This window comes from Rhizobium sp. SG741 (genome assembly GCF_012275435.1).
Classification (GTDB): domain Bacteria; phylum Pseudomonadota; class Alphaproteobacteria; order Rhizobiales; family Rhizobiaceae; genus Rhizobium; species Rhizobium lusitanum.
This window is the reverse complement of the sequence record NZ_JAAZQP010000002.1, coordinates 19,867-38,545: the sequence shown is the minus strand read 5'-3', so window position 1 is coordinate 38,545 and position 18,679 is coordinate 19,867. Positions and strand designations below refer to the sequence as shown.

Genomic DNA, 18,679 nt, shown 5'->3' with positions numbered 1-18,679 from the left:
TCTTGCTTGCAGTCCTAGCGGATATCGAAATGGATACGTATCAGTGAAGTGGAAATCGCCGGCTTTCTCGGAACGCGGCCTATTTCCGTATAGTTTCTTGAGCGAAAGAATACATCCCGGAATTGATCGCCAATTCCAAGGTTTTCGCATCTGGCGCGAAATAAGTTCTTCGGTCGTTCCCTATTCTTTTTTGTTTGTACACAAACGATTAATGCGGAGATATTGTCTTGTCAAGCACGGGCAACGAGTTGATGTGATCTAGGCTTCATTTTACTTGCCGGCGATGCCATAGGTGAAATTCCCGGGTCTTGTCCGCTGTGGGAAGAGCAACGACAATACCGATGTCGGCCGCGCGCCATTGGGCATCCATCTCGCCAAGTTTCACCGCCACGACCTCGCCTGCATCGATCCCGGCGAGATGCAGTTCCGCCGCACTCTGCGATGCGCTTTCGATGCGGCAGGAAATGTAGCCATCCCCGACGACGAGATGGGTGAACCGCCCAAGATTATTTGTCGACAGGAACGGCACACCATCGCGCGTCACCGTCAGCACGCCGTTTTCCGAGCTGACATGGATACGTCCTGCGGGTGACAACAGCGGACCGAAATTTGCGTCAGCACCGTTGTTGCAAAGGCTCCAGCCGTTCCATGGGTCGAAGCCGCAGAGCTCCTCGACCGCCATCAAGGGAAGCAGCGCCGCCCAGATGTAGAAAGGATCGGTATCGCCCTGGTCCATCGCCTCGCCGGTCGTGGCATTGTAGTTCTCGGCGGCGATGCGTCGGTCCCGCCAGGACTGCATGAAGAGATCATAGCTTTGCTTCGCCAGATGGCTGGCCTCGGCATCGAAGCGATAACGCTTGAGCCCAAGCCATACCATGAAGTTGACATTCGGCCAGATGCGGCCGCGCCAATAGACGTTTTCGGCAAAGGCCGGATCGTTGCGCGTGGCATTCGGCAGCACGAAGGCACCGCCGAAGGTCGCGGGATCTGCAAGATATGCCAGGAGGTGCGAGGCCTGTTCAGCGTTCGCCGCGCCGCACATCAGGGGATAGAAACTTGTCGGCGACAGCGAGCGGACGAAGCCGCCCTTGCGCTGGCGATTGGCGAAGATGCCGCGATCGGCATCCCAGAGATGCTCTCGGATCAATCGCCGGCTCCGGTCTGCGAGTGCCGCGAACTCATCGGCCTCTTCGGCGCGGCCGAGAAGGGCGGCCATGTGCGACAACATTTCCGCGTCGAGCGCCAGGGCGCAGTTCAATCCGAGATCGTAGGTCGAGAGGGTTCGGGTGACGGGATCGTAGACGGCCTCGTCATGCGTCGCGGAATTGTCCATTCCAGTCTCGTTGCGGGCGCCGAAAATCGTCCCTTTATAGAGCCCTTCACCGACATCGCTGGTGCCGCAGGAGATAAGTCCGAAATCATCGGGATCGCGATGGCTTCGCCACCAGCGCTGATTTCTCGCGAGCGCCTCATAGCTCGCCTCGATCATCGAGCGCTCGCCATTTCTCAGATACAGCAGCCAGGCAACAAGGCTGCCATGCGGCGGCTGGCTGCGGTCGACCCAGGCGTCGTTCGAGGTGACGATGCAGGCGATATTGCCCTGCGGTGTGGCGCCGGCGAGCGCCGCAGCCATGTTCTCGCGGGCGATATCGGTGTCGAAAACGCCGGCCAGCAAGGCCGCGAATGTCTGATCATTGTACCAGACGGCGAACTCGCCGAGGTTCCAGATCCGGGTGACGGCGGTGTAGGGGCGATGGTTGACCTTGTCCCAGATCGTGTTCCAGCCGACGACATCGCGCACGGCATCGAGCGCGCCGGCAAATTGTCCGTCATGCAGAGAAGGCGCCGGTCGGGAGGCCGCTTCGAGGCAGGCGCGCGCATTCAGGACCGCCAGGTCCTCGCTGTCGGCGACCGCAGCGGCGTAGGCGCCTTCGCGCATCATTTCCATGTTGAAGCGAAGACCGAGTACCGGTGCGCTGTCGCTGCGGGTCGCGGTATAGAAATAGCCGTTGGTCTCGAAGTCGGCGCGCAGGGCATCGATGCTGTCGTGACCTGTCACCTGGATTGCCGGTGCGCGGGTGACGATGGCCGCGAAGCGGCGGTCGATCTTGATGATGGCGGCGCCCTTTTCCGCGTCGTAGCGAACCACTTCGCCGCCATCGGACGATATGGCCAGCGTCAACCAGAACCGCGTCCCCCACTCACCGAGCTGAGGCGCTTCCCATTGTCCCCGGACGGCGAAAGGATCCGACGCACTCGCCTGAAACCGTATCGACGTTCCGCCAAGCTCCGTTTCGAGCTCGATCAGACTATTGTCGATCGTGTGGCGGCCGAAACGGACGGGATCGTGGCGCGGTTCGATGGCGCTCGCCCGTCGCGCGCGGGTCGAATAGAGCACCGGCGTAATGCGCAGGCCAAGCGGAAGGAAGGTCAATTCCGCCGGGCGGGACGACCAGCTGTTCCAGGCGCGGGCAAGTGGGATCGTGACATGGCCGGGCATTACATTCATTCCTTCACACTGAACGGGTCGTAGAAGAGCAGCCTCGGCGCTGCCGTCAAGCCGCTTTCATCGGGCCAGACCGAGCCGGCATAGGGCGTTCCGGCATAATAGCGATTGGCAGCCGTGTTGCTGACCGCAAGTTCAAGATCGTGCGGCCCCGCGGACAGGCAGCCGAGAGCAATCCGAAAGGGCGGAAAGCAGCGCATGCCAGCATCACGCCCATCGATGCGAACCGTGACGGCCGTCGCCACCGAGGGGAGATCCAGGATAATATCGGCGGCGGCGTCGAGATCGAATGTAAGGCGATAGAGGCCGATGCCGGAGAAATTCGCAAAACCCTGCACCTGCCAGCCTTCATCGACATTGATCGCGAGGGCATCGCCGCCTTCCGATGTCCTGAACGTCCAGCCGCGATCGAGAGCCACCGCACGCGATGGATTCGGTTGTTTGAACAGGGGCGCGATTGCTCCGGATGCTGCCGGACTTTCGCGTAGGCGAAGACACACGAGTTGTTGCGGCTCGAGGGTGATGCTCAAGGATGTTGCCGTTGCGATCGGCGTGTGCGTCCCCTTAACCGCGTCCCAGATTTCGTATTCCATGCCAGCGCCAAGCGATATCAGCAGGTCGTCCGCGTCGTTTCCTTCGTTGAAGAGCACAACGCGCAAAAAATCCTCGCGATCACTCGCGATGTGGCGGCCTATTTTGCCGGAGAAGGATATTGTCGGACCTTGCGCCGGCAACCTGTTCAGCAGTTGGGTGATCATCTGCGCGTCCGGTTCGGTGTCGAGATGGGCTGTCGAGCTGATTGACAAGCTTCCGTCGCATGCGCCTTCCGGAGCGTCGCCCGAAGTCCACAGCTCGCCACCCGCGGCAACAAACTCGCCGAGTATGCGGGTGGTCCGAACGCTCCCGAGAATTCTGACCGCCGGCAGGGCGAGGGCTGCAAAACGGAGACCGTTGACATGCAGCCGCCCGTCACGGATCTCGGCATCTATCAGGCTCTTTTCGTCGATCACCATGTAGTCGCAGCCGTTTTCGGCAAGAGCCTCGCACCATCTGCCGAAATGCCGGGCGTGTGCATGGCGCGGCCCTTCCGCCCATGCCGTGTGGAGCGGGTAGAAGAGTGCAATGGGCGCAAGCGGTGCCGTATCCTCGAGGAAAGCCGAGAGCCGTGCGGTCTCATCAGCAATGGTGGCATGATGCGGCCACCAGGGCTCGAAATTCAGGCCGGGCGCGAAGTCGAAACGCGGATTGACGAACAGCCTGTCGTCATCATCGTCGCCGTCGGTCTGGTAGAGCGCGTGCATCAGCACCTGGCGGGCGCCTAGCAGATGCAGCCGTATCGATTGCGCGCGCAGCGTTGCTGGCGTCAGCTCCCATTGCCCGGCACCGCGTCGCTCGGTGCGGGTGGCGGTCGTGTAGAGTTCGACGATCGTCCGCGAACGTCCGTGGGCGCGAGCAACGGAATCGCCGAGCTTCGGCGCGAGTTGTGCCGCGAAATTATTGGCATCGACGGCAGTCTCGTCACGCAATGCGTCGAGGCCGAAAAAGTCGACAGCAGGGGTGACCCGCGGGTCGATCGAGGAGAAGCCGCCATTGAGCGCGAAGCTGCCGACATGTGGCAGGATCTCATGTCCGGTCAGGGACAGGCCATGCCTTCGCGCAAACGCCTTCAGCGGCTGGAAAAAGCCATCATACATTAGCCGGGTATAGGTTCCGTAGAAGAGACAGCGCAGCCGTGCGGTCGACGGACCCAGGTCCGTCACCAACGACAGCAACACAGTGCCGAACGCGGTTCCGCTTGCCGTCTCGACCGCGGCTTCCAGCAGCGGCGCATAGAGCGGGCTGTTGCCAAGGTTGCCGGTCTGCTGTCGCCAGCGATAGAAGCCGGGACCCGGCTGGTCGAAGAACAGGAATTCAAGCGGCTTCGGCATCAGTCTGCCGAGCGCATCCGCATAGGGTTGGAGGCCGACGTCCACGAACCGTTGGCCGGCTTCCGGCAGAAGATAGTTGATGAGCCGAGAGGTTAGGCAGCGCGCCGAGGCGAACACCGTCAGCCTCCATCCCTTCGGAATTTGGCCATCGTAAGAGAAGCGGCAGCCCTCGTCTGTCCCCACAATGCGAACCCGATCGCTCACGTCCAGGATCAGGTCCGGAGACGGCGCATCGACGGGATGCAGCAAGGCGGCGACGCGTTGCCAGTCACCGAAGCGCGGCACACCGCCGTCATATAGCCAATCGGCAATATCCGGGCCTAATGCGGCCGCGAATGGCGCCTCGATCCCGTCGATTTCGCCTGTGGGCGTCTCTTCGGCTGCCCAGAAGAGATGCCGTTCGCGCAAGTGGTCCGCGCCTTCGACCGTGCGCCCGCCGGCCTGACCGCTCGTCCAGTTGTAGTCATCGTACAGCCCGGCGGTGAGGCCGAGGTCGCCCATAATCGCGACTGCCTGCGCATAGGCCTGCAGAAAGGCAGGCGAGAGGTAGACCGAGCGCGGGAGTGCAAGGCGCGCCTGGATGAGGATCGTGCCGTAACCCTTGTCGCGAAAGTCCGTCAGTTGCGCCCTCATCTCGTCTGGAGACGGCAGACTGTGCCAGAACCAGTAGGCGGCTGGACGGAAACGGGATTGCGGAGCTGCAAACCAGTCCGGCGCTGTCTGCTCAGTCCTTTCCATTTTTCCGGCCTCCTCCATCGTGCGCATTCGCTCCCACCTCAATCCATCGGCTGGGCGGCGCGAGCGCGTTCGATGGCGGCACCAAGCTCCTGCCAGGAGGGTCTATCGGGGGCGAAGCGGGCGCGTAGATAGGTGGCGAGGTCGGTCAGTTGGCGATCACTCAGGCTTTCGCCATAAGCCGGCATGGACATGATCTCGGCGGCATCGGCACCTGCCTTCTGGGCAAGCAGCGCCGGAGCTTCCGCCCCGTGCATCATCGTCAGCAGGACATTGTCGGGTCGGTCAGCGTGCAGGTTGCTATTGAAGGTGAGCGATCCGAGCGGTGAAGTTTCGGTGTGACAGGCTGAACAGGCACCCTCGAATAGCCTTGCTCCCACCGGCGCGATGCGTGCCGCCATCGCCTCGGCCGCCTTTGTGGCAGCGAGCGCGGTCGTTTGCTGCGCGGCCGCACCGTCTTCGGTTTGGCCAGAGAAACTTGCCAGATACGTCGCCATGGCCTGGATATCGCTGTCGGGAAGGGGAGCAAGCGCCTTGACGACCGCGCCCATCGGCCCGCCGGCGCTGCCATGGCCCTTGGCGGTGCCGGTGCGCAGATAGTCGTAGAGAGCGGTTTGGCTCCAGCCGACGGGGGCAAGACCGGCACCGTTCAGCGCCGGTGCATTCCAGCCCTCCGCGACACCGCCCGCAAGATGGAACTCGCCCTTCTTCTCGGCGCCGAGCACGTTGCGCGGCGTATGGCAGGCGCCGCAATGGCCGAGGGTTTCGACGAGATAGGCGCCGCGGCTCCAGGCTTCACCTTTCGTTGCGTCCGCCGGCACTGTCATTCCGCCGGGAAAGAGCATGTTCCAGCCGGCCAGCAATGGCCGGATGTTGAAGGGAAAGCGCAAGGCGTTGTCCTTGGTCTTTGTGGCAGAAGGTGCCTGCGTCATCAGGAAGGCATAGAGCGCCTGAAGATCCGCATCGGTGGCACCGGCAAAGGACGGATAGGGATGCACGGGATAGAGATGTTTTCCATCACGGCGCACGCCTTGTCGCATCGCCCGTTCGAAGGCTGGATAGGACCAGGCGCCGATGCCGCTTTTGGCGTCGGGCGTGATGTTCGTGGCATGGATCACGCCAAACGGCGTGTCGAAGGCGCGGCCGCCGGCAAAGGGTGTTCCGTCCGGTCCGGTGTGACAGACATTGCAGGCACCGACCGCCGCCGCCAGCCGTCCGCGTTCGATCGTGGCGGCGCTGTAGGTGCCGGCGTCCGGTCGCGTGATCTCGGGATAGGCCCCGCGCCAGGGCGAGGCGGCGAGAATGCCGCCGGCAAGCACGCCTGCGACGATGCCGCCTGCGCCTGCGAGCGTCGATCCGCGCCGCCACCATGGTTTCTTGACCGGTGTCGGCGGAGCGAGTGCGGGAGGTGTTTCGCCAAGGGCTGCTAGCACGCGTTCGGGTGTCAGCGGCAGTTCGCGGAACCGAATGCCGGTGGCGTCGAAGACGGCGTTGACGATGGCTGCAGCCGATGGGACCGACGCGGATTCACCGGCGCCACGCGGTTCTTCGTCCTGCCGCAAAAGCATCAGCACGTCGATCTCAGGCACTTCCGGGAAGGTGATGATCGGATAGCCGCCCCACTCCGCGCTCTCGACCGCGGTGCTGGAGAAATCCACCTTCTCCTTCAGCACGCGGCTGGTGGACTGGATGACATTGCCGTGGATCTGGTGACGCACGCCATCCGGATTGATCATCATGCCGGAATCCTGGCCGACCGTCACGCGCGTGACCGCGATTTCGCCGGTCTTGCGGTTGACGGCGACATCGGCGACCCAGGCCGACCAGGCGGCCGGCGTTCCCGGAAACTTGCCGTGGACATAGAGCGCGTAAGCAAAGCCCCGGCCATAGAGCAGGTCGCCTTCGCCGCCCATCGTTCCCGGCTCAGTGCGCGGCGTCCAGCCGGCGCGCGCGCTCACCGCATGGACCAGATCGACCGCTCTTGGATCCTTCAGGTAGCGCAGCCGGTATTCGATTGGATCGACTTTGGCCGCGAAGGCGAGTTCGTCGATATAGCTTTCATGCGCGAAGCTGTTCGGCATGGCTGAGACGCCGCGAAACCACGACGCCCGCGCGATCGGCGGCATGTCCTGCACGGCGATGCGCATATTGCTGAAAGCATAGGGCGGGATCGCCGTGCGGTCGCCCATGTCCGATGTTGCCGCGATGTTCGAGGCTTTGCCGGTCAGGATCAGGGCAAGCGTCGGCGACAGGTTCGACGGATAGCGCGTCTCGAAATCATAGGCCGCCGGCCCGCCTTCGAAATCGAGCCCGCCGCGCACATCGATCACCTGCGCGGCGCCCTTCGGTTCCCAGCCATGCTCCTGTTCGCGGGTGAGCTGCACGCGCACCGGCCGGCCGACTGCGCGCGACAAAAGGGCGGCATCGGCGGTCACGTCGTCAGCGCAATTGCGGCCGTAGCAGCCGGCCGCCTCCAGCCGCTCGACGAGAACAGCCTCTTCCGGCATGTCAAGAAGAAGCGCCAGATCACGGCGCATCGGATATGGGTTTTGCGTTCCGGACCAGACGACCAATCGCTCCGGGCGCCAATCGGCAACGGCGCAGGATGGGCCGATAGAGCCGTGCATCTGATAGGGCCAGACGTAGCTGCGATCAAAACGCGGCGACGCGCCTTCGAGTGCGCGCTCGACATCGCCCTGATCGGCTAGAATGCGCTTCTTGGCCGGATTGTCGCGCAGCGCCTGCTCGGGATTGTTGAGGTCGGGCAGAAGTGGCGGATCGCGCCATACGACCTCGAGCCGGCGCGCGGCCTCGGCAGCGTTTTCCTCGCGCGTGGCGATGATGCCGACGAAATCGCCGATCGCCACGACGCCGACCAAGCCGGGAATATCCGAGATCGAGGCCTCGTTGACGGAGATCAGGCTATGGCCAACATGCGGGCCTTGGTCGAAGCCGACATAGGGCGGGCGGACGACGCGGCCATGCAACATGTCCGGCACGCGGACATCATGGACATAGGTCCATTGCCCCGTCGCCTTGGCGGCGATGTCGTTGCGTGGCTGCGGCTTGCCGACGATCCTGTAGTTTTCCACCCGCTTCAATGGCGCGGTAACGTCGATGGCGATCCGCTCATGGCGCCCGGCGATCAGCTCGCCGAAGGTGATCGACCAATTGGCCGGTGCTTCGGGGTGAATGATGCCTTCTTCGACCGTGAGTGTCTGCGGTACTTCGCCATATCGAAGGGCAGCTTGTTCGAGAAGCCATTGCCGCGCGGTTGCCGCCGCCTGGCGCAGCGGTATCGCCGTGACCTGGATCGTTTCGCTGGCGATCGTCGCACCCTGATCGGGTGCCGCCGTCGTGCTGCCGAGCACCATCCGGACCCGCTCGAAAGGCAGATCGAGCTCTTCCGCGACGATCTGCGCCAGAGCCGTCCGGATGCCTGTGCCAAGATCGACATGGCCGTTGAAGGCGCTTGCGGTCCCATCGCGATGAAGGGCAAGGAAAATGTCGGGCTGAAGCGCGTCTCCAGGCTTGACCACCAGCAGGATTTCATCCGCTTCGAGATAGCGGGTGCGGGGCGTCTCTTGCAGTGCGGTCATGGCGCATCCTCCGCGATCACCCACAAGGGGAGGGCAGCCATCAGTTCGCTGGCCCGCCGGGCCGCTGCGAGAATCTCGATATGCGTGCCGCAGCGACAGAGGTGGCGGCTGAGGGCTGCGCGAATGGCACTTTCGTCCGGCTGCGCGTCGCGCAGGAGCAGGGCCGTGGTCGCGATAATCATGCCGTTCAGGCAATAGCCGCATTGCGCGGCCTGTTGCTCGATGAAGGCCTGTTGCACCGGATGCGGCTTGTCCTTTGTGCCAAGACCCTCGAGGGTGACGATGGCGCGTCCCTCGGCGGCGGCAACCGATATCGTGCAGGCCCGCACGGCGCGCTTGCCGATCAGCACCGCACAGGCGCCGCATTCGCCGAGGCCGCATCCGAATTTCGGCCCGTTGAGACCGAGATCGTTGCGCAGGATATAGAGGAGAGGCGTTTCGGGAGGCAGGTCGAGCGTGTGGCAGTGGCCATTGACAGTAAGAGCGATCGGACGAGTCTTCACCGCAGCTCCCTTCCTGACGCGAAAGCAATGGAAGGGCTCGTCGTTCCCTGCCGTCCCGGAACAATCCCGCCAACCGCAGAGGATGGCAGGACGCCACGCGAAATCGGGCGGTCGCAGCCGCGCGTTGTCAGGATTCTCATAGGCTCTGTTCCCAAGGGTCTTGGCCGCCCTTCGTTTGTATACGAATGATTGCCGCGGGGTGGCCGTCTGTCAATGGGCAAAGCTTGAAAACTGTATGACGGTGATGTCGTGTTATTTTTGGCGCGGTGGAGCAGCCGATCGGGCTTGAACGCCAGTTGGGTGCTCCAGCGACCGAACAGCCGGGGCGAGATCATGCTGCGCTTGGCGGACCCGACGGAATATCCGGCGATCGATCCAAAATATTTCATCTCCGATCCCGGCGGGACAGATCTTGCGACCATGATCGTCGGCGTGCGGGTCAACCGTGATATCCTCGCTCAATCGCCCTGGTGATTGATGGAGACCGGCGGCACGCCTGTTTGCAGGGTGCCCAGCATGCTGAGCGGCACGAGCTTGTCGGCGGTCGACGACTTCGAGTACAAATGCGAGAGCGCGTCAGCGGAGAGGACAAAGCGCGGGTCGAGTTCCATGACGACGTGATATTGGCTGACTTGCGTAAAAAGCGTCGCAACCTGCGCAAGACGGCCAAGGAACTGTGCTTGTCGAAGACACACGTCCCGGCATCCGGCCGGAGGAATCCGAAGCGGTTCTAAGGCGATTTTATAGAGCAGAACGCAGCAGGCACTCTCCGGGTAACGGGCCGGGCCTCAGTCTGGTTGCGGCAATCGCGTGACTTCACAACATGGATCTGGCCATCGACCAGTGACCTGCGGGATCGCGCATTCATCTCATCACGCGTTGACCGAATACGAACCCAAAATCATCGCAAGCGCATATTGCAAGACGCAAACAGCGGCTTTCTTCCTTCCGTCGCCGTTCCCGTGCGGACACCACTGGCTACGATAGCGCTTGAGCTCCAAGCTATACTTACGAAAATGTAAGAATATTACCGCCTTGAGGACATAATGATCTGCGAAGCTTGCGGACTTTCGATGTCCTGCATCTTTCGACGGCAAGAGCCGATGCAAGCAGCGAAGATCAAGAAAGAGTACCGGCATCGGTTCGCCTCAGCATCGGGCGGCGTCATACTGGATTTTCCGCAGAAACGAGAATGAGACCATGATCAAACTACTAAAGACATCTATTTGGATCGCCGGTATCTCGATGGTGCTTCTCGGCTCGCATCTGAGTGCGATCCAGCTTACGGATAATTTCGACGAGGTGGTGCCGGGTCAGCTCTATCGTTCCGCGCAGCCTTCCCAGGCCGATATTGACAATTATGTGAAGCACTATGGTATCCGGACCATCATCAACCTTAGAGGCAGGAGCGACGCCCTTTGGTATAAGGACGAGATCGGTGCCTCACAGCATGCCGGTATCTCCCATATTGATTTTGCGTTGCCACCATCTAAGGAAGTAACACCAGCGCAGGCCAACCGGCTAGTCGCCATTCTGCGCGATTCACCAAAGCCGATCCTTGTTCATTGTGAAACCGGTGCCGACCCTACCGGCCTCGTGTCGGCCATTTATCTTCAGCAAATCGCGGGTGTTGACGAGAAAAAGGCGGAAGGGCAGCTATCGATCCTCTATGGTCACTTAGGGATCCCCTATCTTTCGTCCACCTATGCGATGGACGAAAGCTGGGAACAGCTTGAAAAGCGCTTTGGGCTGAAAAGCTAGGAGCAGGTTGCTTGGTGCTGGATACTTGCAACGGACTTTTATGGCGCTTCTCGTTCCGGCTGGGCTATGGGTTTGTTCAAGAAGCTCCGGAACCGGCCGTGCTTATCCCATTTGCCGACCTTCAGCGCTCGTGGCGGGCGGCGTAATCGGCACCCTGTGAACCCTATTTTATTGTGCGTTCGGCTCGTGTCACCATCCCGTTGAGAAGCAGGTCAACGTGTCCGTCGATGAAGGCTTTTACGTCGCGAGGTTTTCGATCGGCGAACAACATGTACCAAAAGCTCAGCATTATCGCAGGACTGAGGGTAAGTTCGGGGATTTGCAAAGCGGCAGAAGCCCGCAGTTCGCCTGCGGCTACTCCCTCTTCGAAGAGCTCCCTTGCTGCATCGAACATTGGCGCGATGGTTTCCTCATAGTGGCGATCAACCACCTGCGGAAACCGCGACCCTTCTGATATGATGAAGCGCAGCATTTCTCTCGATCTGCGGTCGAGGACGATCCGTTCGTAAAAGAAATAGAAGAATGCCTTGATGCGGTCCGGGTAGGGGCCGGTGAGCGTCTTCAGCTGAGCTCTTATATCGGCAAACGGGACCGCCATGTGCTTGAACATTGCCTCGAAAAGAACCTCTTTCGTCTCAAAATAGAAATACACTGTTCCTTTGGTCACTCCGACCCGAGCAGCGATATCTTCGACGCGGGTTGCCACATAGCCATGAGCAACGAATTCCTCAAAAGCGGCGTCCAAGATCTCCAACGGCCTGGCAGCCTTTCGCTGCGCACGCACCCCGAGCTTTTTTTTCTCCGCCATTATCCCTCCGACAGGCATTCCAATGCTGACGAGAAACCATCTCATTGACTAATCGGTTAGTCAAGTTTATCTGTCCGAAAACGTAAAGTGGTTCGGTGTTCGATCGGGGCCTTCATGGGAATTTCCAGAAATCTAATGTGGCTGGCGATGTCGGCAGCCATTCTTTCGTCATGTAGCGAAAAAAGCGGTGATCACTCCGCTGTCAGCCGGGAAGTGCGCACCGTGAGCGCCGAGCTCTCCAGCTATGCCCCCAATACGGCGGTGACCGGCGAAGTCAGGGCGCGGATTCAATCGGAATTGTCTTTCCGCGTCAGCGGCCGGATCATTGAGCGATCGGTGGACGTCGGTTCCAAGGTCAAGGCCGGTCAGGTTCTGGCGAAGATCGATCCCCAGGAGCAGCAAGCGGATGTCGATGTCGCAACGGCGAGCCTCCATTCGGCCGAAGCTCAGCTGATGCAGGCCAAACTTGCCTCGGATCGCCAGAAAAGTCTTTTCGCAAATCAAGTGACGACCCGCGCCAGCTATGACGCGGCGCAGGAAGCGCTTCTGACCGCGCAAGGCACGCTCGACGCGGCGCAGGCTCAGCTCGGGACCGCCAGGGATGCGCTTTCGTTCACGGAGTTGCGGGCAGATGCCGATGGTGTGATTACGGCGCGCAATGCCGAGGTGGGGCAGGTGGCACAAGCCGCCCAGTCGGTGTTTACGCTTGCCCATGACGGACCGCGCGATGCGGTCTTTAACGTATTCGAATCGCTGTTCCTTCAAAAGTCCAAAGCGGATGTTCAGGTAAGCCTTCTGTCGAGCCCCGAAAAACGGATATCGGTGCCCGTTCGCGAGGTGTCTCCCACAATCGATTCCGCCACGGGCACGATCCGCGTGAAAGTGGGCCTCGATAAAAGCGGCGACGGCATGCCGCTCGGTGCGGTGGTCGTCGGCACGTTCACGGCGCAGCCACGCCAGGCGATCCTGCTGCCATGGAGTGCAATGACCTCGAGCGGCGGCACACCTGCCGTCTGGGTTGTCGATCCATCCAAGCAGACGGTCTCGATGAAGAAGATCGATGTCGCCGAGTATCAAACGGGCAAGTTCGCCGTCAGCAGCGGCCTTGAGCCAAAGGAGCTGGTCGTCGTTGAAGGAGGCAAGTTCCTCCGGCCCGGGCAGCAGGTATCGGCCACACCGGAGACGAAATAATGAATAGACGCTCGATCATTGCGATCTCCGCAATAGCCGTCGCCCTTGCCTCCTGCGGGCAGAAAACCGATGCTCCACCGGAGAAAATCCGTCCACTGTTGTCGGTCGTGGTACAGCCGCAAGCGGCCGCCACTCTGAAGCTGGCAGGCGTCGTACAGCCCCGCATTCAAACCGATCTCGGCTTCCGGGTACTCGGCCGCCTCATTGCCAGAGAGGTCGGGGTTGGAGACGTCGTCACCAAGGGACAAGTCGTCGCCGCCATCGACCCATTGTCGCTGCAGCTCGCGGTTCGCAGCGCGCAGGCCGATCTTTCGAACAGCCAGGCGCAATTGGCCAACGCCTCCACGACCGCGCAACGGCAGCAGGCGCTTGCGGACGCGAAATCCGGCAGCGAGGCAGCTCTCGAGAGCGCACAGCAGGCCGAGAAAACCGCCAGCGCCGCCGTTGCCAAGGCGCAGGCTAATCTTGCAAAGGCAGAAGAACAGCTTGGATATGCGCAGTTGAAAGCCGAGTTCGATGGTGTCGTCACGGCGACATCGGCGGAAGTCGGACAGGTGGTGTCCGCGGGCGATACCGTTCTGACGGTCGCCCAGCCGGACCTCCGCGACGTGGTCGTTGATATTCCGGAAGCCGACATGCAGGGTCTGAAGATGGGCTCGCCGTTCGAGATCGCCCTTCAGCTCGACACCACCATTCGCGCCAGCGGCACGGTTCGCGAGATCGCTCCGGAAGCCGAGGCGGCAACCCGCACGCAGCGTATCAAGATCGGTCTGAACAATCCGCCGTCGGCCTTCCGGCTCGGCTCGGTCGTCACCGTCACGGCAACGACCGATGCCTCGCCGACGATCTCCGTCCCGCCACCGGCAATTCTGCAGAAAGATGGCAAGGCGAGCGTCTGGGTCGTCGATCCGGAGAAAAAAACGGTTTCGCTGCACTCGGTGGAAATCGCAAAACCGGATGGCGACGAAAGCCCGGTCACCGTTCTGTCGGGGCTGAAGCCCGGCGACCGTATCGCGATAGCCGGTGTCAATCACCTCTCCGAAGGCCAGCAAGTCAGAATTAATCAGGAGACGACCCCTTGAAGACGTTTAACCTCTCCGATTGGGCGCTCGAGCATCGCTCCCTCGTCTGGTATTTCATGATCGTCTTCATCATCGCCGGGGTTTTCTCCTACGTCAGCCTGGGACGCGAGGAAGATCCGAATTTCACGATCAAGACGATGGTCATCCAGGCCCAATGGCCGGGCGCATCCGCCGAGGATGTGACGAAGCAGGTCACCGATCGCATCGAAAAGAAGCTCCAGGAACTGCCGTCGCTCGATGTGACGCGCAGTATCACGACCGCCGGACAGACGATTGTCTTTGTCGACCTCCTGGCAACAACGAAAGCGAAGGATGTCGCCGGAACCTGGGTGCGCATCCGCAACATGATCGCCGATATCAAGGGCGACTTCCCGTCCGGCGTCGTCGGCCCGTTCTTCAACGACCGGTTCGGTGATGTCTTCGGTAACATCTTTGCCTTCACCAGCGACGGCCTCTCGCAGCGACAGCTGCGCGACCGGGTCGAGGACGCCCGTTCGAAGATCCTGACTGTGCCCAATGTCGGTAAAGTCGACGTCATCGGCGCTCAGGACGAGGCAATCTACCTGGAATTCTCGACCCGCAAGATCGCAGCTCTCGGCATCGATCGGCAAGCTGTGATTTCGACGTTGCAAGCGCAGAACGCAGTGACGGCGTCGGGCTTTGTGGAAGCGGGCCCCGAGCGCATCGCTTTGCGCGTCGGAGGGCAGTTCACGTCCGAGGAGAGCCTGCGCGCCATCAACCTTCGCGTCAACGATCGCTTCTTCCCGCTGACGGATATCGCGACGATCAAACGCGGCTATGTCGATCCGCCGTCTTCGCTCTTCCGTTTCAACGGCCAGCCGGCAATCGGTCTGGCGATCGGCATGAAGGACGGATCGAACCTGCTGGAATTCGGCAAGGCCCTCGAAAAGGAGATGGGCGTCATCGTCGGCGATTTGCCTATCGGCGTCGACGTCCATCAAGTGTCCGATCAGCCGGCCGTGGTCGATGAGGCGGTGTCGGGCTTCACGCGCGCACTGTTCGAAGCGATAGTCATCGTTCTCGCCATCAGCTTTATCAGCCTCGGGCTTCGCGCCGGTCTCGTGGTGGCGATCTCGATCCCCTTGGTGCTGGCGATTACCTTCCTGGTCATGGCCTATTCGGGAATATCGCTGCAGCGTATCTCCTTGGGCGCGCTTATCATCGCGCTTGGCCTTCTCGTCGACGATGCCATGATCGCGGTGGAAATGATGGTGGCGCGGCTGGAATTGGGAGACGACCTGCGCAAGGCAGCCACTTACGTCTATACCTCCACCGCCTTTCCGATGCTGACCGGCACGCTGGTCACGGTCGCCGGCTTCATTCCGATCGGCCTCAACGACAGCGCCGCCGGTGAATTCACCTTTACGCTATTCGTCGTCATTGCTGTCTCGCTCCTCGTCTCCTGGATCGTGGCGGTCCTGTTCACGCCGCTGCTCGGTGTCAGCATCCTGCCGAAAACGATGAAGCAGCATCACGAGAAGAAGGGCAGGTTCGCGTCGATCTTTGCGGCCGCGCTCGATCTTGCCATGCGCTTCCGCTACGTCACGATCATCATCACGGTTGCCGCTTTTGGGCTTTCCGTCGCCGGAATGGGCTTCGTCCAGCAGCAGTTCTTTCCGTCTTCCGACCGGCCCGAGCTCGTAGTCGACTGGAATCTGCCGCAAAACAGCTCGATCGGCGAGACGAATCGCCAGATGGCGCAGTTCGAAAAGGACATGCTGGTCGGAAATCAGTCGATCGACCATTGGTCCAGTTATGTCGGCCAGGGCGCCCCGCGCTTCCTGTTGTCGTTCGATGTTCAGCCCGCCGACGTCAGCTTCGGCCAGACGGTCATCGTCACCAAGGGACTGGACGTCCGTGACAAGGTTCGGGCCGATCTTCAGGCCTATCTCAACAAGACCTTCCCCGGAACGGACGCGTTCGTAAAGCTTCTCGATATCGGCCCGCCGGTCGGCAAGCCCGTGCAGTACAGAGTGAGTGGCCCGGACATTCAGACCGTCCGCGATCTTGCGCAGAAGCTTGCGGGCATCGTCGGCACGAACCCCTCTCTCGCGGCCCTGACCTTCGATTGGAATGAGCCCGCACGTGTCGTCAAGGTCGATGTTCTTCAGGACAAGGCACGGCAGCTTGGGGTGACGTCAGAGGACATCTCAACGGCGCTCAACGGTATTGTCGAGGGCTCCAGCACCACGCAAGTCCGTGACGACATCTATCTCGTCGATGTGATCGGCCGCGCCCAGGGATCGGAACGCGGATCGATCGATACGTTGCAGAACCTGCAATTGCCTGGCTCCAATGGCAAATCGGTGCCGCTGTCAGCGGTCGCGACATTCCGCTACGAGCTCGAGCAGCCGGTTGTCTGGCGGCGTAACAGGGTGCCCACGATCACGATCAAGGCCGGCGTCGTCGGCGCGATCCAGCCGGCAACGATCGTCACGCAGCTGGAGCCGAAGGTGGCCGAGTTCGAAAAGACCCTCCCTGTCGGATACTCGGTCGCCGTGGGCGGCGCCGTCGAGGAAAGCGGCAAGGCGCAAGGCCCGATCGCAGCGGTGGCGCCGATGATGTTGTTCGCAATGGCGACCATCCTGATGATCCAGCTTCAGAGCTTCCACCGCCTGTTTCTGGTCTTCGCCGTTGCCCCGCTGGCACTGATCGGCGTCGTCATCGCGCTACTGTCGAGCAATGCGCCCATGGGGTTCGTGGCGATCCTCGGCATTCTCGCACTGATCGGCATTCTGATCCGCAACTCAGTCATCCTGATCGTGCAGATCGAGCATCTAAGAGAGAGCGGCGTGCCCCCCTGGCAAGCCGTCATCGAGGCGACAGAGCATCGAATGCGGCCGATCCTTTTGACTGCAGCGGCCGCCACGCTCGCGCTGATCCCGATATCGAGGGAAGTGTTCTGGGGACCGATGGCCTACGCCATGATGGGCGGCATCGTGGTCGGCACCGTCCTGACGCTGCTCTTCCTGCCGGCGCTCTATGTCGCGTGGTTCAGGATCAAGCGCACGTCACCCCATGGGAGTGAAGGCGTGCCACACACTTGATGAGGCATAGCGCATCGCCGGTCCGGACGGCGGTGCGCTGGAAATTCCATGTCGCTCGGCCTAACTCGGGCTCATCGGCATGGGATTTGATCCAAGCAGAGGGCTGAAGCTAAGCGAGAACGGTGTCGGCAAAGCTGTTGAGCAGCCGACATCGGTACAATCCACGAAATAGTGATTTTATCGGATTTCAGCACAATGCAGTTTCTCGCCTCCTTTCGTCGTTTCCCACGGTTGCTTTTCCCGCTTGGCATCCTTCTCATCCTCGGTGCATGTGCCGGACGTCCTGGGCCTGAGGTTCTCAAGGTCGTCTCGGCAAAGAGCGCCGGTACACAAGAAGTTACCCTCTACGCAGCGACGACGAGGACAAAGGACGAGGGAAACGACAACGGGTTTTCCGTGGGACGCGCTGATGATCTGAATTACACCAAATATACGATATCGATCCCGCCGGCTCACAAGGCTTCGACGATCGAATGGCCAAAGGGTGCGCCGAATGCAAAAACCGATTTCGTTGTCACCTCTCAAAGCACACTGACGGCACCGGTCTTTGACAAGGATGTGGCCACCCAACAGATGCGGCACCGGCCCGTCGCCATATTTGTCCATGGCTATAACTATACATTTCAGGAATCGCTCTTCCGGTTGGCGCAAATGGCGGCCGACGCAAAGATGGACGTGGTTCCGATTCTATTCGCATGGCCGTCGCAAGGGGCATTGACGGGCTACGTCGCCGATCGCGAATCCGTACTCTATTCCCGAGATTATCTCGCCTCGCTTCTGGTCTCGATCTCGGCTGATCGAAACAGCGGGGATATCATCCTGTTTGGGCACAGCATGGGTGGATTTTTGATCATGGAAACCGTGCGGCAGCTCAAGCTCGAAGGCCGGGACGATGTCCTGTCGAAGCTGCGCATCGTGCTTGCCGCACCTGACATCGATGCCGACGTCTTTCGCCGGCAGATGGATGTGATCGGCAAACTGAAGATACCGCTAAACCTGCTAGTTTCGAAAGACGACCGTGCGCTTGCCGCGTCCAGCTTTCTTGATGCCAACCATCCGAGGGTAGGACGTCTGGATATCGATGATCCGCAAGTCAGGGAAGCGGCAGTTAGGTTCGGGGTTAAGGTCATCGACATCACATCCGTCAAAGGATCCGATGGGCTCGGCCATGATCGTTTTGTGAGCCTTGCCAAACTTTATCCGCAACTGGCATCGCTCGATGAGCCGGCCAACCGCAGATCCGCTGGACAGGTCGGCGCCTTCATTTTCGACGCGGCGGGAGCCACGGTCGCCAGCCCCTTCAAATTGGTGAGCAAGGTGTTCGACCCTCAATAGGTGAGTTCCTTGATGCTTATGCTGCATCCGTCGAGCGGCGTGGAGCGAACACCTAAGTCAATGAATCCATTAGTTGGAATGCTTGGCCGACGGACACGCCGTGTTTGTCAACGAATGAACACGCAGTGCGGCGCTTGACAGATCCGCGATTGTCAAACAGGAT

General features: G+C 60.9%; 12 protein-coding genes and 1 pseudogene. 7 read left to right on the top strand and 6 right to left on the bottom strand.

What is annotated here, in order from left to right; translation table 11 throughout:
* Positions 1-265 precede the first annotated feature (265 nt).
* From FHT29_RS05575 to FHT29_RS05560, 4 genes are read right to left on the bottom strand one after another with little or no spacing between them, the layout of a single operon-like run.
* The gene (locus tag FHT29_RS05575; RefSeq protein ID WP_168599316.1) at positions 266-2,500 is read right to left on the bottom strand and encodes a trehalase family glycosidase; all 2,235 of its coding nucleotides are present in this window, start codon (positions 2,498-2,500) and stop codon (positions 266-268) included.
* A gap of 5 nt (positions 2,501-2,505) precedes the next feature.
* A complete protein-coding gene (locus tag FHT29_RS05570) occupies positions 2,506-5,172 on the bottom strand; it encodes a hypothetical protein (protein ID WP_092575571.1) in 2,667 nt (888 codons plus the stop codon).
* A gap of 38 nt (positions 5,173-5,210) precedes the next feature.
* A complete protein-coding gene (locus tag FHT29_RS05565) occupies positions 5,211-8,768 on the bottom strand; it encodes a molybdopterin cofactor-binding domain-containing protein (protein WP_168599315.1) in 3,558 nt (1,185 codons plus the stop codon).
* Positions 8,765-9,271 carry a (2Fe-2S)-binding protein gene (locus FHT29_RS05560; protein WP_168596316.1) on the bottom strand — a complete coding sequence of 169 codons (507 nt, stop codon included), beginning with the start codon at positions 9,269-9,271 and terminating at the stop codon, positions 8,765-8,767. Before FHT29_RS05560 ends, FHT29_RS05565 begins: the two co-directional genes overlap by 4 nt.
* A 285-nt stretch (positions 9,272-9,556) precedes the next feature.
* Here FHT29_RS05560 and FHT29_RS05555 point away from each other — a divergent pair, with 285 nt between their 5' ends.
* Positions 9,557-9,745, top strand: coding sequence for a GMC oxidoreductase (locus FHT29_RS05555; protein WP_246702995.1), 189 nt, complete (start codon positions 9,557-9,559; stop codon positions 9,743-9,745).
* Here the strand turns inward: FHT29_RS05555 and FHT29_RS05550 are convergent.
* Positions 9,730-9,966, bottom strand: a complete 237-nt coding sequence (locus FHT29_RS05550) for a hypothetical protein (protein WP_246702994.1) — start codon at positions 9,964-9,966, stop codon at positions 9,730-9,732. The genes FHT29_RS05555 and FHT29_RS05550 overlap by 16 nt on opposite strands.
* Here FHT29_RS05550 and FHT29_RS34390 point away from each other — a divergent pair.
* Positions 9,945-10,118, top strand: a pseudogene (locus FHT29_RS34390) (ATP-binding protein); the annotation flags it as partial. The gene FHT29_RS05550 and the pseudogene FHT29_RS34390 overlap by 22 nt on opposite strands.
* 353 nt (positions 10,119-10,471) lie before the next feature.
* Positions 10,472-11,032 carry a dual specificity protein phosphatase family protein gene (locus tag FHT29_RS05545; protein WP_092575479.1) on the top strand — a complete coding sequence of 187 codons (561 nt, stop codon included), beginning with the start codon at positions 10,472-10,474 and terminating at the stop codon, positions 11,030-11,032.
* A 163-nt stretch (positions 11,033-11,195) separates the two neighbouring features.
* On the opposite strand, the gene FHT29_RS05540 is transcribed toward FHT29_RS05545, so the two are convergent.
* Complete coding sequence (locus FHT29_RS05540) at positions 11,196-11,840, bottom strand: TetR/AcrR family transcriptional regulator (protein WP_047639154.1); 645 nt, start codon at positions 11,838-11,840, stop codon at positions 11,196-11,198.
* A gap of 120 nt (positions 11,841-11,960) precedes the next feature.
* On the opposite strand from FHT29_RS05540, the gene FHT29_RS05535 reads away from it, so the two are divergent.
* The 4 genes from FHT29_RS05535 to FHT29_RS05520 all read left to right on the top strand — a co-directional run bounded on the left by FHT29_RS05535 (position 11,961) and on the right by FHT29_RS05520 (position 18,516).
* Complete coding sequence (locus tag FHT29_RS05535; protein WP_174157186.1) at positions 11,961-13,031, top strand: efflux RND transporter periplasmic adaptor subunit; 1,071 nt, start codon at positions 11,961-11,963, stop codon at positions 13,029-13,031.
* The gene (locus tag FHT29_RS05530; RefSeq protein WP_047639115.1) at positions 13,031-14,113 is read left to right on the top strand and encodes an efflux RND transporter periplasmic adaptor subunit; all 1,083 of its coding nucleotides are present in this window, start codon (positions 13,031-13,033) and stop codon (positions 14,111-14,113) included. The genes FHT29_RS05535 and FHT29_RS05530 overlap by 1 nt, the downstream gene beginning before the upstream one ends.
* Positions 14,110-17,181, top strand: a complete 3,072-nt coding sequence (locus FHT29_RS05525; protein ID WP_047552719.1) for an efflux RND transporter permease subunit — start codon at positions 14,110-14,112, stop codon at positions 17,179-17,181. Before FHT29_RS05530 ends, FHT29_RS05525 begins: the two co-directional genes overlap by 4 nt.
* Positions 17,182-17,376: 195 nt before the next feature.
* The gene (locus FHT29_RS05520) at positions 17,377-18,516 is read left to right on the top strand and encodes an alpha/beta fold hydrolase (RefSeq protein WP_052211817.1); all 1,140 of its coding nucleotides are present in this window, start codon (positions 17,377-17,379) and stop codon (positions 18,514-18,516) included.
* The last annotated feature ends 163 nt before the right edge of the window (positions 18,517-18,679 follow it).

Coding starts and splice junctions, on each gene's coding strand:
- FHT29_RS05575 (WP_168599316.1), bottom strand. CDS start 2,500: ATGCCCGGCCATGTCACGATCCCACTTGCCCGCGCCTGGAACAGCTGG.
- FHT29_RS05570 (WP_092575571.1), bottom strand. CDS start 5,172: ATGGAAAGGACTGAGCAGACAGCGCCGGACTGGTTTGCAGCTCCGCAA.
- FHT29_RS05565 (WP_168599315.1), bottom strand. CDS start 8,768: ATGACCGCACTGCAAGAGACGCCCCGCACCCGCTATCTCGAAGCGGAT.
- FHT29_RS05545 (WP_092575479.1), top strand. CDS start 10,472: ATGATCAAACTACTAAAGACATCTATTTGGATCGCCGGTATCTCGATG.
- FHT29_RS05540 (WP_047639154.1), bottom strand. CDS start 11,840: ATGGCGGAGAAAAAAAAGCTCGGGGTGCGTGCGCAGCGAAAGGCTGCC.
- FHT29_RS05530 (WP_047639115.1), top strand. CDS start 13,031: ATGAATAGACGCTCGATCATTGCGATCTCCGCAATAGCCGTCGCCCTT.
- FHT29_RS05520 (WP_052211817.1), top strand. CDS start 17,377: ATGCAGTTTCTCGCCTCCTTTCGTCGTTTCCCACGGTTGCTTTTCCCG.